Below are 14,875 nucleotides of genomic sequence, written 5' to 3' on the forward strand. Positions count from 1 at the left end.
CACCCACGATGAGTGACTCGCTCTACGATCCGCAGACGCCGCCGAACGGCACTTCGCGTCCCGTGTACTCCCTCGACGACGCCGCCGATGCGGCTCCCGCCGGTGGCTGGACGCCCGCCCCCGTCGGCAGCCGGCGCTGGGCTCGCGAGCAGCCGTCGTCGCCGCTGTCGCCGGGCGTGACGGCGTTCCCCGACCTGGTCGTTCCGGCGTCCGCCGCGATGCTCGACTCCCGCTCCGCCGGCCTCCCGCCGGCGCCCGACTCGCCCCGGGTGTTCGACCTTCCCGCTCCGACCGATGCTCCGGTGTGGCCCACGTCGTCGTTCCCGTCGCCGGCGGCCGTCCCCGCGACGACCCCGTTCACCCCGGCTCCCGCCGCACCGGTCCACCGCATCGAGAGCGCAGGATCCGCGCCAGCCACCGCAGCATTCGACCCCCTGGGCGCTACCGCCGGCATCGAGCTCAGCCACCACGCTCGCACCGACGCCGACAAGGAGCTCATCGAGGCTCTCTGCCAGGTCGTGCACCAGGGCGCGTCCGACCTCCACATCACGGTCGACGCCGCTCCCACCATCCGGGTCGACGGGCACCTCCAGCCGGCCATGTCGCCGGAGCCGTGGGATCGCGCGAAAGTGCAGCAGGCCCTGGCCAGCCTCCTGACGGCCGACCGTCAGGATCAATTCGACACCGAGCTCGAGCTCGACTTCGCGTACACGCTCTCGCCCGAGTCGCGGTTCCGCGTGAACTTCTACCAGCAGCGCGGCGTGCTCGGCGCCGTGTTCCGTCTCATCCCCACCGAGATCAAGACGCTCGACCAGCTCGGCATGGACCCGGTCATCGGCAAGTTCGCCGGTCTGCCCCGCGGGCTCGTCCTCGTGACCGGACCGACCGGATCCGGAAAGTCGACGACTCTCGCGGCCCTGATCGACCTGGTCAACGAGACGCGTGCCGACCACATCGTCACCGTCGAAGACCCGATCGAATTCATGCACACCCACAAGAAGGCCCTGGTCAATCAGCGGGAGGTGGGCGCAGATACGCACAGTTTCGCCAATGCGCTCAAGCACGTGCTGCGCCAGGATCCTGATGTCATCCTCATCGGCGAGCTCCGCGACCTCGAGACCATCTCGGTCGCGTTGACCGCCGCCGAGACCGGCCACCTCGTCTTCGCGACCCTGCACACGCAGGATGCTGCGCAGACCATCGACCGCGTCATCGACGTGTTCCCGCCGCACCAGCAGGATCAGGTGCGGACGCAGCTCGCCGCCACCCTGCGCGGCGTCGTCTGCCAGACCCTCGTTCCGCGTGCCACGGGTCGCGGGCGCATCGTGGCCACCGAGATCATGATGATGACGCCGGCTGTCGGCAACCTCATCCGCGAGGGCAAGACGTACCAGATCTCGTCGTCGATGCAGGCCGGCCGCGAACTCGGAATGCACACCATGGACCAGGATCTCGCCGACCTGGTCAACACCGGAAAGATCACGCTCAAGGCGGCCATGGAGAAGGTGCACGACGAAGAGGGCTTCCACCGCCTCGTCACGCGCACCGACACCGGCGCCGGCACGGGCATGGACGCCGGCGGCATCGATTTCGGTGACGCCTTCTCGAGGAGTGAGCACTGATGGCCGCCAGTCTGACCTACGCCTACCGGGGGCGCGATTCCGCCGGCAAGGTCGTCAAGGGGAAGGTCGAGGCCTCGAGCGAGGGCGCGGTCGTCTCGCGCCTCCGCACCATGGGCGTCGCGCCGATCGCGATCTCGGAGTCGAGCAGCACGGGTCTCCAGCGCGAGATCTCGATCCCCGGCTTCTCGAAGGGCGTCAAGCTCAAAGACCTCGCGATCATGAGCCGCCAGATGTCGACGATGATCTCGTCGGGTCTGTCGCTGCTGCGCACCCTCTCGATCCTCTCCGAGCAGACCGAGAACGAGAAGCTCGCCAAGATCCTCACCGAGGTGCGCGAGGACGTCGAGACCGGTGTGTCGTTTTCCGACGCCATCGGCAAGCACGCGCAGTACCTCCCGCCGATCATGATCAACATGGTCCGCGCCGGTGAGACGGGCGGGTTCCTCGACTCGGCCCTTGACTCGCTCGCGACGAACTTCGAGAAGGAGGTCAAGCTGACCGGCACCATCAAGTCGGCGATGACCTACCCGGTCGTCGTGCTGGCGATGTCGATCATCGCCGTCATCGTGATGCTGACGTTCATCGTGCCGATCTTCAGCAGCATGTTCGCGTCGCTCGGGGGCAAGCTTCCCCTGCCGACTCAGCTGCTCGTCTACGCCTCGCATGCGATGGTCTACGTCGTTCCCATCGGGGCTGTCGCTCTCCTCGCCTTCTCGGCCTGGTGGCGCGTCAACAAGAACACCGAGAAGGTCCGTAGCGTCGTCGACCCGCTCAAGCTCAAGCTGCCGGTCTTCGGCCCGCTGATCCGCAAGATCGCCATCGCACGTTTCAGCCGCAACTTCTCGAACATGATCGGCGCCGGTGTGCCGATCCTGACCGCCCTCCGCATCGTGGGGGAGGTCTCGGGCAACTACGTGCTGCAGAAGGCCCTCGTCACGGTGGCCGAGTCGGTGCGCCAGGGCGAGTCGATCGCCGTGCCGCTGTCGGAGGCCGGTGTGTTCCCCGCGATGGTCACGCAGATGATCTCGGTCGGAGAAGACGCAGGATCCCTCGAAACCATGCTCGAGAAGATCGCGCTCTTCTACGACGCCGAAGTGCAGGCGACGACCGAGGCGCTCACGTCCCTCATCGAGCCGCTCCTGATCGCCTTCCTCGGCGTCGTGGTCGGCGGCATGATCGTCGCCCTCTACCTGCCGATCTTCCAGATCACGTCGCTGATCCACTGAGCTCGGCTCGCCCCCTCACCCGCCACCCGAACGGACCCTTTGTGACCACGCTCCTCACCGCCCTCCAGCGGCGCCGAAAAACAGTGCTTCAGGATCCCGACCGAGGTTTCACGCTCATCGAGCTCTTGGTCGTCGTGATCATCATCGGCATCCTCGCCGCCATCGCGATTCCCGTGTACCTCGGCGTGCAGAACAACGCGAAGGACTCCGGTGTTCAGTCGGACCTCGCCAACCTGAAGACGGCTGCGGTGAGCATCCAGACGAGCAACGGTTCGGCGCTGGCCGCGGCCAAGACGACCTGGACTTCCACGGCGGCGTTCGACACCACCACCAGTCAGGCCGGGGCGACACTCGGGTCCAGCACGACGAGCCTGACCTTCTACCCGAACGGCACGAGCTACTGCCTCCTCGGAATCTCGAAGTCGGGCAAGAGTTTCGCGGCGACCGATTTGCTCGGAGTCGCCAAGGGCTCCTGCACGACCGCCGGCCTGTTCTCGACGACGAATGTCACCTCCGCGCCCTGACCCATCAGGTGAAAGCTGCTCAAGCCTCGGTGCCCCACGGGGTGCCGAGGTTTTTCTTTGGCCGCTCACGGTCAACTGGCCCCTGATCGGGGGTTCTGTTACCCCTAACTGGGGCCAGGGTTTGCTGAGAAACCCCCCGGATGCGGGATTCTCCCCCCGATCCCGCGCTCGTAGCGTCTATCTCGGCAGGCAGGGCTTGCCTCCTCGATCACCCCTCCCTCCCTCGACAGGATTCAAAATGTACGCAGCACTGATGGGCAAGCTCAACGCTCGCCGTAAGAACCTCACCCAGGACGCCGACAAGGGCTTCACACTCATCGAGCTCCTGGTCGTCGTGATCATCATCGGCATCCTCGCCGCCATCGCGATCCCCGTGTACCTCGGCGTGCAGAACAATGCGAAGAGCTCCGCCACGCAGTCCGACCTGACGAACTTCAAGACCGCCGTCGTTAGCCTCCAGACGTCCGGAACAACCGTCTCGACTCTCGCTGCTACCTACAACTCGACGTCTGACCTGACGTCCGCCCTCACCGGCGCCGGTGCCACTCGCGGATCGAACACGACCACGATCAAGATGATCATGAACGGCACCAACGCCTACTGCGTTCAAGGCGACTCGAGCTCGGGTGTCTCGTTTGCCGAGACCGACCAGCTCGGTGTCGCCAAGGGCACCTGCTCGACCGGTGGAGCCTTCGTCGCCGGCTAATCCCTACCTCACTGAGCCATCGAGGGGCGGTTCCGCTGATGCGGGACCGCCCTTGCGGGTTATCACGAGGGCGGCTCTCGGGGTTGCCCCGGACTGGGGTCAGGAAATCGGGCCGAACCCCCCGGACGCGGGATTCTGTACCCCTTCCCCCGCAAATAGCGTCAGTAGTGGCAGGCCGAGCTTGCCGCCACCCCTCCCACTCCCTTCATCTCCGACAGGACGAGAACATGTACGCAACACTCATGGGCAAGCTCAACGCTCGCCGTAAGAACCTCACGCAGGATGGCGACAAGGGCTTCACGCTCATCGAGCTCCTCGTCGTCGTCATCATCATCGGCATCCTCGCCGCGATCGCCATCCCGGTGTACCTCGGCGTACAGAACAACGCCAAGGCTTCCGCCACGCAGTCGGATCTGACCAACGCGAAGACTGCCGTCATCTCGATCCAGACGACGAGCGGCAGCCTTCCTGCCTCGACGACAGACCTGAGCGGTGTCACCAACATCAGCGACGCGGGATTCACCAAAGGGACGAACACCGGCACCATCACGTTGAAGACAACCGGAACAGCTTTCTGCGTGTCCGCTTGGAGCGCCTCGGGTGACGTCTACTACGCGACGGATTCGTCCGGAGTGACGAAGCTGAGCGGCACCATCCCCACAACCTGCACGAGCCCCACCGTCAAGCCGTAAGAAGCATGCCGCGGGGCAGGCGCCCGACACAGCGTCTGCCCCGAACCGCCCGAATCCGCCAGCGACGACCACCTCAGGAGGTGACCACGAATGAACCGCATCAGCCGCCGACTCCGCGCCATCGTCGACCGCGACCCCGAAGCCGGCCTCGGCCTCGTCGAGGTCATCATCGCGATGATGGTCTTCTCGATGATCGCCGTCGGCGTCGCCGCCACAATCACGAACTCGCTCCTCCTGACCCGCGACGGCCGCGCGCGCACCACCGCGGCCAACCTCATCGCGCAGGATCTTGACCTGCAGCGCTCGATCACCGACGTCTTCTCTGTGCAGAGCAAGGCGTGGGACGCCACCGTCCAGGGCACGACCTACCACCTCACCCGCACCGTCGCGTGGAACAGCTCCTCGACCGCAACCAGCGCATGCGGCTCTGGAACCGGAACCCTCCAGTTCAAGACCGTTCGCGACAACGTGACCTGGGACGGGCAAAGAGGATCCGGCTCGGTCTCTTCGTCCACCGTCCTCGCCCCGAACAGCCGCATCAACGACCCGGCCCTGGGCACGATCATCGTCGCCGTCACCGGCGCGAACGGTGCCGGCCTGCCCGGCGTTGCGGTGACGGTCGCTCCGACGTCGACCAACCCGAACGGCGCGGACACAGTTGCCGCGCCAGCGGCCACGGACGCCAACGGTTGCACCTACGCGCTCAAGGTCAAGCCCGGCAATTACAAGGTCGCGATCACGAAGACCAACGGCATCGATATCAACCAGGTCGTCAACCCATCGTTCACGCCGGCCGTCGCCATCGCCGGGACGGCGACCACCGTCCCCTTCACCTACGACACAGCCGCGACCTTCAAGCTCAACTACGCCTCGAACTATTCCGGCAATGCGGCGCTCCCGACGAATCTCGACCTCACCTTCAACTCGACCACCGGCGGCATCGACACCTTCCAGCCGGGCAGCACCAACCCGGTCACCCTCTTCCCTTTCTCGTCGTACACCTACGAGACCGGGGCGCTCGTGCCGAGCGGGCTCACCGATAAGGACAACAAGGCGATCGCATCCTGCCTCAACGTCGATCCGGCAAACTGGACGACCAAGAACGCCTCGAACAAGGTCGGTGCGAGCTTCACTACGGGTGGGGCTCCGGGTGCACTGACCTCGCCGGTCAACATTCCCATGGGCGTCGTGAAGCTGCCGGACACCCTCGGGCTCACGGGCATCATCGCGACCTCGGTCAACTCGACGGCGAATGGCGACCCCGGTTGCCAGACCGGGGTCCAGTACACCTTCAACGCAATCTCCGGTTCGCCCGTTCTCGCGCTTCCGTTCGGCACCTGGAAGTTCTCGACGCTCGGCGGTCTCCTCGGCATCACGCCCGGGTCGAACGCCGTCCTGACCGGCGGGACCGTCAACGGCAGCACCGTCACACTCGATCCGAGAGGGGTGACCCCGTGATGCGGGCAATTCACCGCCGCCTCTCCGTCATCGCGGACCGACGAACGTCGGAGCGAGGCCTCTCGCTCGCCGAGCTGCTCGTCTCGATGACGGTCTTCGGCTTCCTCCTCGCGATGACCGGCGGGTTCCTCGTCAACGCCAGCCGGGCCAACATTACGAACCGCACCGTCGACTCGACGAACCGCACCGCGGCCAACTCCATGGACGAGCTCACCCGCGTGCTGCGCGGCGCCTCCACCAACGCCGTGGTGAACCAGACGCTGTCCGACCCGGCGTTCACCCAAGCGAACGACAACGCGCTCACCGTCTACAGTTACGTCAACCTGACGTCGTCGACGCTCGCGCCCGTCCGGGTGCAGTTCTTCGTCGATGCGTCGAAAAATCTCGTCGAGTGGAAGTGGTCGGCCACGGCGTCCGGTGGCTACTTCACGTTCCCGTCGGCGGCGACCTGTGCGACCTCCTGCACGAGCCGTATCCTCGGCACCCCCGTGGTCCTTCCTGCGGCCGGGGGCCCGAGCATCTTCACGTATCTCGACTCGACCGGCGTGGCAATCTCCGCCGCCGCCGGCGTGCTGCCCTCGGCGCAGGTGGTCAATGTCGCCGCGGTTAAGATTTCGCTGCAGTTCGGCGCCACCTCGAGCGCCAACCAGTCGACGCTGCTGACCAACACGGTCGGCCTCCCTAACCTGAACGTCGCAAGGACGAACTGATGTTGAAGCTTCTCAGGGCACGCATCGGTAGGCGCCTCCTCCGTGTCGTCGGCGCACGCGACGACGAGCGCGGGATGGCGTTAGCCACCGTCATCATCCTCGGCACCGTCCTCATGCTCATGAGCGGCGCCATCGTCTCGGTCTCGGTCTCCGGCGCTCAGAAGTCCGTTTACGATGCGAACTGGAACGCCGCCGGCGCCGCCGCCTACGCGGGCGTCGAGGACTACCAGTCGAAATTGGCCAACGACAACGCCTATAGCCAGTACGGCGCGCTCGGCAACACGTTCAGCACGGGCAGCACGTTTACCGGCACGAACAACAACCCGGCGTTCGGGCTCGGGGCGGACACCGGGACGGTGGCCACCGCCTGGGCGAAGGTCGACGCGTCCGACCCATCCTCGGGGACATACCGCTATCAGGTTGACAACTCGAGCTACTCCAGCAACGGCATCCTGCGTCTCCAGTCGACGGGCCGGGTCGGCAACGTCACGCGCACCGTGATCGCCAACCTGAAGCAGTCGGGCTTCCTGGACTTCCTCTACTTCACTGACTACGAGATCAGCGATCCTGCGCTGACCAGCGGCTGCACAGCCGCCTACGCCTGGGCGGTCGCCAACGGCCGCCCGAACTGCACGACGATCCAGTTCGGCGCCGCCGACGTCATCAACGGCCCGGCCCACAGCAACGACACCATGTACATCTGCGGCACGACTTTCGCGGACTCTGTGACGACAGCGAACCCGATCGCTCCCCGGTACGCCACCCCGTCCGGTTGCGGAGCACCGAAGTTCGCTGTCACAGGCAGCCCGAAATACAAGCAGGTCGTCCAGATGCCGTCGACCATCGGATCCCTGATCCAGGAGACCCGCTCCGACCTCACCGCATCGACGGTGCCTCGCCCGGGATGCCTGTACACGGGGCCCACGACGATCAAGTTCACATCGGACGGCAAGATGACCGTCTACTCGCCGTGGACCATCGCGACGAACATCAAGGGCAACCCGGTCACCGACGGCAGCACCCCGGCCGCCTGCGGAACACCCGGTTACTCGTCCAGTGGCAACACGCTCGGCAGCCCCGGCGGCCAGACGATGCCTGTGATCGACAGCAACCTCATCTACGTCCAGAACGTTCCGCAGTCGGCCGGAAGCGGCGACCCGAACTACTGGAAGGGCAAGACTCCCAAGAACTACACCTGCACCGGTGCCGACGGTACGACGACCGGCAATGGCGTCGGCTACCCGGCGGTCAACGAGACGGCGCCCTCCAGCTCCTCTTACAGCTGCACAAACGGCGACGCGTTCGTTCAGGGCACCATCAACGGCAACGCGACCGTCGCAGCCAACAACTACCTCTACGTGGCCGGCGATATCCTCTACAGCGACCCATCCAGCGACATGCTGGGACTCATTGGCGAGAACAACGTCATCGTCTACAACCCGATCGGCAACTACACGACGACGGCCGCCTGCCCCGGGCAGCCGACAAAAACCTGCTCGACGACCCATACCGCCGATCTCCTGGATCAGAGCAAGTCCGATAGGACTATCGACGCGGCCGTCATGAGCGTCCTCCACTCGTTCACCGTGCAGAACTACAGCGCTGACAGCGGTAACCCGAAGGGCAAGCTCAACGTGCTCGGGGCCATCGCGCAGAAATTCCGCGGCGCTGTGGCGACCACGTCAGGCGGAGCGATCGTCTCCGGCTACACGAAGAACTACCTGTACGACCAGCGGATGGCTTACCAAGCCCCGCCGAAGTTCCTCTCGCCGGTCTCGACCACGTACGGCATCACCCAGGTCACGGAGTCCAAGACAGCGATCTCGGCGACAGGAGCGAACCTGTGATCGTCGCGCTCCCCGTCCTCGCTGCCGTCTTCGGCCTCGTGATCGGCTCCTTCCTCAATGTCGTTGTCTACCGCGTACCGGCCGGCATGTCCGTCTCGCACCCGGCGAGCGCGTGCCCGACCTGCCATTCCGAGATCCGTCCGTTCGATAACGTGCCCATCCTCAGCTGGCTCGTCCTGCGTGGGCGCTGCCGCGACTGCCGCACCCCCATCTCCGCTCGTTACCCGCTCGTGGAATTCGCCACCGGCGTCTTCTTCGTCGTGGTGGCCATCCGGTTCTGGCCGGTGGGCGGGGAATCGCTCGGATCAGGACCGTTCATCGCCCGGATCCTTCTCATCGCCGCCTTCCTGTACCTCGCGGCCGTCAGCATGGCGCTCGGGATCATCGACGGCGAACACCACCGGCTGCCCGATCGGATCGTCTACCCGTCGTACGCGGTCGGTGCCACGCTCCTGGCAGCCTCATCGCTGCTTTCCGGCAGCTGGGGTGACCTCGGCCGCGCCGGTCTCGGTCTCGTGATCCTCGGATCCTTCTACTTCATCGCCGCCTTCCTCTACCCGGCAGGCATGGGTTTCGGCGACGTGAAGCTCGCAGGCCTCCTTGGCCTCTATCTGGGATACCTCGGGTGGGGCCCTCTCATCGTGGGAGGCTTCTCGGCCTTCCTCTTCGGTGGAGTGTTCTCCATCGTGTTGATCGCCCTCAAGCGCATGGGGAGGAAGGGCGGGATCCCCTTCGGTCCCTGGATGCTCGTCGGCGCGTGGTTCGGCGTCTTCGCCGGTCCAGCCGTCTGGAACGGCTACCTCGCACTGCTCGGTCTGGCCTCGTGATGTCCACGGCATCGCCCGACCCCCGCCTTTCGTCCTTGGAGAACCAATGAGTAAGTCCATCGTCGGCGTCGACATCGGCGCAGCCTCGCTGCGCGCGGTGGAGATCGCCAACCCGACCTCGGCCAGGCCCACACTCGTGCGCTTCGGCGAGGTACCGCTGCCGGCCGGTTCAGTGAGCCGCGGAGAGGTCATCGAGCCGCAGACCGTCGCCCAGAGTATGAGGGCGCTCTGGTCGCAGGCAGGCTTCAAGAGCAAGCAGGTGGTCTTGGGGATGGGCAATCAGCGGGTTCTCGCGCGCGATCTCACAGTCGCCAAGGCCTCCAAGGCCCGTATCCAGGAGGCTCTGCCTTTTCAAGTGCAGGACATGCTTCCGATTCCGGTTGCTGATGCGCTCCTGGACTTCTACCCGGTGTCGGAGGGCATCGGGGAGCACGGCCCGGTCATCAACGGCCTGCTCATCGCCGCCGTCAAAGACGCTGTGCTCGGCAACGTCCGTGCTTCGAAGCTCGCCGGTCTCCATGCTGTCGGGGTCGACCTCATCCCCTTCGCCGTGTCGCGCCTGCTCGTCAACCGTGCTCGCCTGACGGGCACTGTCGCGCTGATCGACATCGGCGCCTCGACCACCTCGGTGGTACTCGTCTCCGACGGCGTCCCCCAGTTCGTCCGCCTCATCCCGTCGGGCGGTGACGACATCACCAACGATCTCGCCTCGCGCCTCGAGATTCCGCGCGAACTGGCCGAAGGGGCCAAGCGCACGCTGGGTCTCGTGTCGAGCTCGGCCACCAAAGAGGACAAGACCGCATCCGCCGTCATCTTCGAGACGGTCAACGAACTGTTGGGAAGCCTCCGCAACACCGTGAGCTACTACGCCAACACGCGGCCGACCGAGCACGTCACTCACATCGTCCTGTCCGGAGGTGGCGCTCAATTGAGAGGCCTTCCCGAGGCCCTCGCCGAGGTGACCAGAATCCCCGTCGTGGCCGCCGACCCCCTCCAGGGGGTCTCCTTCGCGCGCTCGGCGTCCGAGGCCGATGTCCGGTCGAATGTCACGTCGTTGACCGTCGCCCTCGGACTCGCTCTGGGGAGCGCAGCATGAAGTTCTATCTGACCAAGCAGGCGCAGCTCGCTGCTGAAGGTCGCGGTCCGGCTTCAGCCAAGGCGGCGAAGAGCCCCAAAGCGACAAAAGGCACCAAGGCGCCGAAGGGCACCCGCCGATCGACCGCAGACGTTCCTCTCGTGCCGGCACCGCCCGCGGCGGCGGCGAGCCTGGTGGCAGCGCCCCAGACCGCTGGAGAGGCATCCCCGCCGAAGCAGCCCAAACCAAATCGCGGGATCATCGCAATCGGCGGGCTTCCACGAGTCGATCTCCTGCCGCCCGAGGTTCGTGCCGAGCGTCGCGCCGCCGTTCATGTGCGTCGCGCCTGGACAGCCGTTGCAGGCCTGGCCATCCTCGTCGTAGTTGCGGGCGGAACCGCCGCCCTCTACGCCCAGGGGAGCGAGGCGACTCTCGCCTCGGCCCAGAACCAGACGTCCTTCCTGGCGTCGCAGACGATGAAGTACTCGGCGGTCAAGACCACTCAGGGGCAGGTCGACCTCATCGATGCAGCGCGCAAGGTCGGCGGTTCGACCGACATCAACTGGCCGGCGTACCTCGCCAAGGTGCAGGCGACCCTCCCGAGCGGCATGACTCTAGCTACTGTCACGATCGATTCGGCGTCGCCAGTCGCGTCCTACGCGCAGGCGACCACACCTCTCGAGGGGCAGCGTGTCGCCACGTTGACCTTCTCCGCGACGAGCACGTCGCTCCCGTCCGTTCCCACCTGGCTGACCAAGCTGGCGACTCTGCCCGGCTACACGGACGCCCAGGCGGGAACGATCCAGCTGCAGACCGGTGTCTATACGGCAGGCGTAGTCGTCCACATCGACGAGAAGGCCTTCTCGGACGCCTACACGAAGGAAGGTAAGTGACCGTGGATCGCAATCGCCTCATGATGATCGCCGCAGTTGTCGCCGCGATCGTGGTCGTCGCGGGAGGCTTCCTCCTCGGAGTCAAGCCCCAACTCGATGCCGCCAGTACGGCTCGCGCCACCGAGGATTCGGTGACGGCCCAGAACGCTCAGCTTCAGACCAGCCTGACTTCGCTCAAAAAGCAGTACGACTCTCTCGACGACCTCAAGAGCGAACTGGCCGACCTCAAGCAGTCCGTTCCCGCCGACGTCGAGACGGGCTCGCTCATCACCGAGCTGAACGGCGTCGCCAAGTCGTCCCAGGCAACGCTGAGCAATATCCAGTTCGGGTCCGCCTCGGCCTACGTGGCGCCGGTGGCCGCAGCCGCGCCCGCTGCCGCGGCATCCACTGGTACCAGCGAGGCGACGGCGACACCGTCCCCGAGCGCATCCGCGACACCCTCCGCACCCATCGCGACGACCGATTCGCTGATCACCCCGTCGAACTTCACGACGATCCCGTTGACGGTGTCTGTGCAGGGGACCTATGCCCAGGCCCTGGCGTTTCTCCAGGGTATGCGCGACGGAGATCGGCTGTTCCTGGTGACCAACATCACCAGCGCGGCGGGATCTTCGGACACCGGCGGGGAGTCGACGACTGATTCCGTCAATGCGACCGACACGATCAACTGGACTTTCGGCGGCCTGGTCTACGCCCTCGCCGACGCCAACTCCGTCCAAGAGACGCAGCAGTCCACCACCTCCACCGCGGCCGACGCGGCCTCAGCCAGCTCCTCCACCGACACCGCCGCCGGCAAGTAGGGGCACAAGCCGCCACGGGTCGGTCGGAGGTCCCGATCGACCGACCCGTGGCATTTCTCTGCCGCCGTTGCGCGTGAGTGTCCCCGATCTGCTGGTGGCGCAGCCCGAACATCAGCACATCCTGGACGATCACCGTCCCCGGCGACCAGGCGACCCGCCCCACCCCCGCGTACCCTGACCTCATGTCCCGCGGCCTCCTCGCCTTCGTGGCCACGGTCACGCACCTGGCGCTCGTCGTCCTCACCGCCGGTCTGATCTTCTACGTCACCGGCCGCGACCTCATCGTCGAATCCGATGCGGGCACGACGCTCGGGCCAACCATGGTGCTCGCCTCGATGGCGACCGTCTTCTTCGTGCTGGCGCGGAGCTTCGGGGTCGCCGAGCGTGAGCCCGAAAGGCGACAGCCCAAGATCCTCGCTTCCGCACTGATCACACTGGCCACCAGCTACGTCGCCATGCTCGCCGTCGGGGCGGTGCTCTACTCGCTGAGGCGCAGCGAAGCGGTCTGGCTCGTGCTGTTCACCGGCCGGTATGCCCTGTCGACCTTCGTCATCGCGACCACCGTCTGGGCGGCGATCGTGGTCGCCGGAACCCTGCTCCTCGACCGGGCCGAACGCCATCGCGAGGGTCGCTGAGATACACGTCGAAACACCCTCTCTCGGGGTGTCGAAACCGCGCTGCGAGCGTGCCTACAATTGGTCGCTCGGCTCTCGTCCGGGCACCTTCCCCCGAGGCGCCAGAGATCTCCTGGCTGCTTCGTCGCGCTCGCACGACAAGGAGTATCTGAGCGTGTTTCTCTCCATCCTGGGCTGGGTCGGCGCTGCCGTCATCCTCAGCGGCTACGGCCTCTTCTCACTCGGACGACTGTCGAACGGGCCGGTGTATCAGCTCAGCAATCTGGTCGGAGCCCTGTTCATCTCCCTCAACGTCGCAGCCCACGGCGCCTGGCCTTCCGCGGTCGTGAACGGCGTGTGGGCGATCATCGCCGCCGTCGTCCTCACGCGCATGCTGCGTGCCCGTGCCGCAGCCCGTCGGGCCGCTGAAGCCGCCGGCCTCGAAGAGACAGAGCGCAGGATCCGCGCCGACGAACTCCAGCACGTCGCCGCCCCGACCCTCGCCGACTCCGTCCCCGTCGTCACCGCGGCTCTCGCCATCGTGGCGCTCGCCGCCGTTCAGCACGAGGTCGATGCTCGTGCGACCGAGGCCCGTCAGGCCGAGGCGCAGCACGGGTTCGCCGGCAGCGCAGCTGAGCCCGTTTGATCTTGCCCTGGCGACGGGATAGTCTTGCTCGGGTGTGCGCTTAGCGGCGCGCCCGTTTAACCGTCTCTTCGGAGTGGCGAACTTCTCGCCGAACCGATCGGGCCCCACCGTGTGTCATAGGTGCTGTGCACTCATAGTGCGCTGGTTGGGGGAGACGCGCGACGACCACTCTTCGTTATTTCGAAGTGTGACTGTCGTGCTCCAGAGATGAGGAAGCCGTCCGACCGGGCCGGCCAGAACACCGAGAAGTACCAAGTCAAGGAGAACCAGTGCCAACTATTCAGCAGCTGGTCCGAAAGGGACGCACGCCGAAGGTCGTCAAGACCAAGGCCCCCGCCCTGAAGGCCAACCCCCAGCAGCGTGGCGTGTGCACCCGTGTGTACACCACCACCCCCAAGAAGCCGAACTCCGCGCTCCGCAAGGTCGCCCGTGTGAAGCTCTCCAACGGCACCGAGGTGACCGCGTACATTCCCGGTGAAGGCCACAACCTGCAGGAGCACTCGATGGTGCTCGTTCGCGGCGGTCGTGTGAAAGACCTCCCCGGTGTCCGTTACAAGATCGTTCGTGGCGCCCTCGACACCCAGGCCGTCAAGAACCGCAAGCAGGCTCGCAGCCGCTACGGCGCGAAGATGGAGAAGAAGTAATGCCTCGTAAGGGTCCCGCTCCCAAGCGTCCCGTCGTCGCAGACCCCGTCTACGGCGCCCCCATCGTCAGCCAGCTCGTCAACAAGATCCTTCTTGATGGCAAGAAGGGCCTCGCCGAGCGCATCGTCTACGGTGCCCTCGCCGGTGTCTCCGCGAAGAACGGCCAGGACGCCGTCGCCACGCTGAAGAAGGCTCTCGACAACGTGCGTCCGACCCTCGAGGTCCGTTCGCGTCGCGTCGGTGGCTCCACCTACCAGGTGCCCGTCGAGGTCAAGCCTCACCGTGCCAACACCCTGGCTCTCCGCTGGCTCACCAGCTACGCCAAGGCCCGTCGCGAGAAGACGATGACCGAGCGTCTCATGAACGAGATCCTCGACGCGTCGAACGGTCTCGGCGCTGCTGTCAAGCGTCGCGAAGACACGCACAAGATGGCCGAGTCGAACAAGGCGTTCGCTCACTACCGCTGGTAAGACTTCACAGCTGGTAGTGCTGCACCGCTGGCACCACCTCTGCGGGTGGCGACTCAGTGCCGATCGGCACCGGGTCGCCGCCCCGCAGTAACCACACTCTCTAACCCCCCAATCGGAGGAA

At 65.8% G+C, this 14,875-nt stretch carries 16 protein-coding genes; all 16 read left to right on the plus strand.

The window, feature by feature from the left end:
* Positions 1–8: 8 nt before the first annotated feature.
* The 16 genes from ASF54_RS15070 to rpsG all read left to right on the plus strand — a co-directional run bounded on the left by ASF54_RS15070 (position 9) and on the right by rpsG (position 14,754).
* Positions 9–1,622, plus strand: coding sequence for a type IV pilus twitching motility protein PilT (locus ASF54_RS15070; protein WP_326934342.1), 1,614 nt, complete (start codon positions 9–11; stop codon positions 1,620–1,622).
* Positions 1,622–2,848, plus strand: coding sequence for a type II secretion system F family protein (locus ASF54_RS15075; RefSeq protein ID WP_157510222.1), 1,227 nt, complete (start codon positions 1,622–1,624; stop codon positions 2,846–2,848). The genes ASF54_RS15070 and ASF54_RS15075 overlap by 1 nt, the downstream gene beginning before the upstream one ends.
* Before the next feature lie 41 nt (positions 2,849–2,889).
* Positions 2,890–3,372 carry a type II secretion system protein gene (locus ASF54_RS17010; protein ID WP_055964911.1) on the plus strand — a complete coding sequence of 161 codons (483 nt, stop codon included), beginning with the start codon at positions 2,890–2,892 and terminating at the stop codon, positions 3,370–3,372.
* A 238-nt stretch (positions 3,373–3,610) separates the two neighbouring features.
* Complete coding sequence (locus tag ASF54_RS17015) at positions 3,611–4,078, plus strand: type II secretion system protein (protein ID WP_055964914.1); 468 nt, start codon at positions 3,611–3,613, stop codon at positions 4,076–4,078.
* 227 nt (positions 4,079–4,305) lie between these two features.
* Complete coding sequence (locus tag ASF54_RS17020) at positions 4,306–4,770, plus strand: prepilin-type N-terminal cleavage/methylation domain-containing protein (RefSeq protein WP_084816338.1); 465 nt, start codon at positions 4,306–4,308, stop codon at positions 4,768–4,770.
* A gap of 90 nt (positions 4,771–4,860) precedes the next feature.
* A complete protein-coding gene (locus ASF54_RS15095) occupies positions 4,861–6,228 on the plus strand; it encodes a hypothetical protein (protein ID WP_055964917.1) in 1,368 nt (455 codons plus the stop codon).
* On the plus strand, positions 6,228–6,938 hold the full coding sequence (locus ASF54_RS15100) for a prepilin-type N-terminal cleavage/methylation domain-containing protein (protein WP_055964920.1): 711 nt from the start codon (positions 6,228–6,230) through the stop codon (positions 6,936–6,938). The genes ASF54_RS15095 and ASF54_RS15100 overlap by 1 nt, the downstream gene beginning before the upstream one ends.
* On the plus strand, positions 6,938–8,785 hold the full coding sequence (locus tag ASF54_RS15105; RefSeq protein ID WP_055964922.1) for a hypothetical protein: 1,848 nt from the start codon (positions 6,938–6,940) through the stop codon (positions 8,783–8,785). Before ASF54_RS15100 ends, ASF54_RS15105 begins: the two co-directional genes overlap by 1 nt.
* Positions 8,782–9,612 carry a prepilin peptidase gene (locus tag ASF54_RS15110; protein ID WP_055964924.1) on the plus strand — a complete coding sequence of 277 codons (831 nt, stop codon included), beginning with the start codon at positions 8,782–8,784 and terminating at the stop codon, positions 9,610–9,612. The genes ASF54_RS15105 and ASF54_RS15110 overlap by 4 nt, the downstream gene beginning before the upstream one ends.
* A gap of 46 nt (positions 9,613–9,658) precedes the next feature.
* Positions 9,659–10,708, plus strand: coding sequence for a type IV pilus assembly protein PilM (gene pilM, locus ASF54_RS15115; protein WP_055964927.1), 1,050 nt, complete (start codon positions 9,659–9,661; stop codon positions 10,706–10,708).
* Positions 10,705–11,580 (plus strand): hypothetical protein, encoded by an 876-nt coding sequence (locus ASF54_RS15120; protein WP_055964930.1) that lies wholly within the window; start codon positions 10,705–10,707, stop codon positions 11,578–11,580. The genes pilM and ASF54_RS15120 overlap by 4 nt, the downstream gene beginning before the upstream one ends.
* On the plus strand, positions 11,577–12,380 hold the full coding sequence (locus tag ASF54_RS15125) for a hypothetical protein (RefSeq protein ID WP_162237149.1): 804 nt from the start codon (positions 11,577–11,579) through the stop codon (positions 12,378–12,380). The genes ASF54_RS15120 and ASF54_RS15125 overlap by 4 nt, the downstream gene beginning before the upstream one ends.
* 182 nt (positions 12,381–12,562) lie before the next feature.
* Entirely contained in the window at positions 12,563–13,015 is a 453-nt protein-coding gene (locus tag ASF54_RS15130) for a DUF6121 family protein (protein ID WP_157510224.1), read from the plus strand.
* A gap of 154 nt (positions 13,016–13,169) precedes the next feature.
* Complete coding sequence (locus ASF54_RS15135) at positions 13,170–13,640, plus strand: CBU_0592 family membrane protein (RefSeq protein WP_157510225.1); 471 nt, start codon at positions 13,170–13,172, stop codon at positions 13,638–13,640.
* 269 nt (positions 13,641–13,909) lie between these two features.
* Entirely contained in the window at positions 13,910–14,284 is a 375-nt protein-coding gene (gene rpsL / locus ASF54_RS15140; RefSeq protein ID WP_055964941.1) for a 30S ribosomal protein S12, read from the plus strand.
* Positions 14,284–14,754 (plus strand): 30S ribosomal protein S7, encoded by a 471-nt coding sequence (gene rpsG, locus ASF54_RS15145; RefSeq protein ID WP_055964944.1) that lies wholly within the window; start codon positions 14,284–14,286, stop codon positions 14,752–14,754. Before rpsL ends, rpsG begins: the two co-directional genes overlap by 1 nt.
* The last annotated feature ends 121 nt before the right edge of the window (positions 14,755–14,875 follow it).

The organism is Frondihabitans sp. Leaf304 (assembly GCF_001423105.1).
GTDB lineage: Bacteria > Actinomycetota > Actinomycetes > Actinomycetales > Microbacteriaceae > Frondihabitans.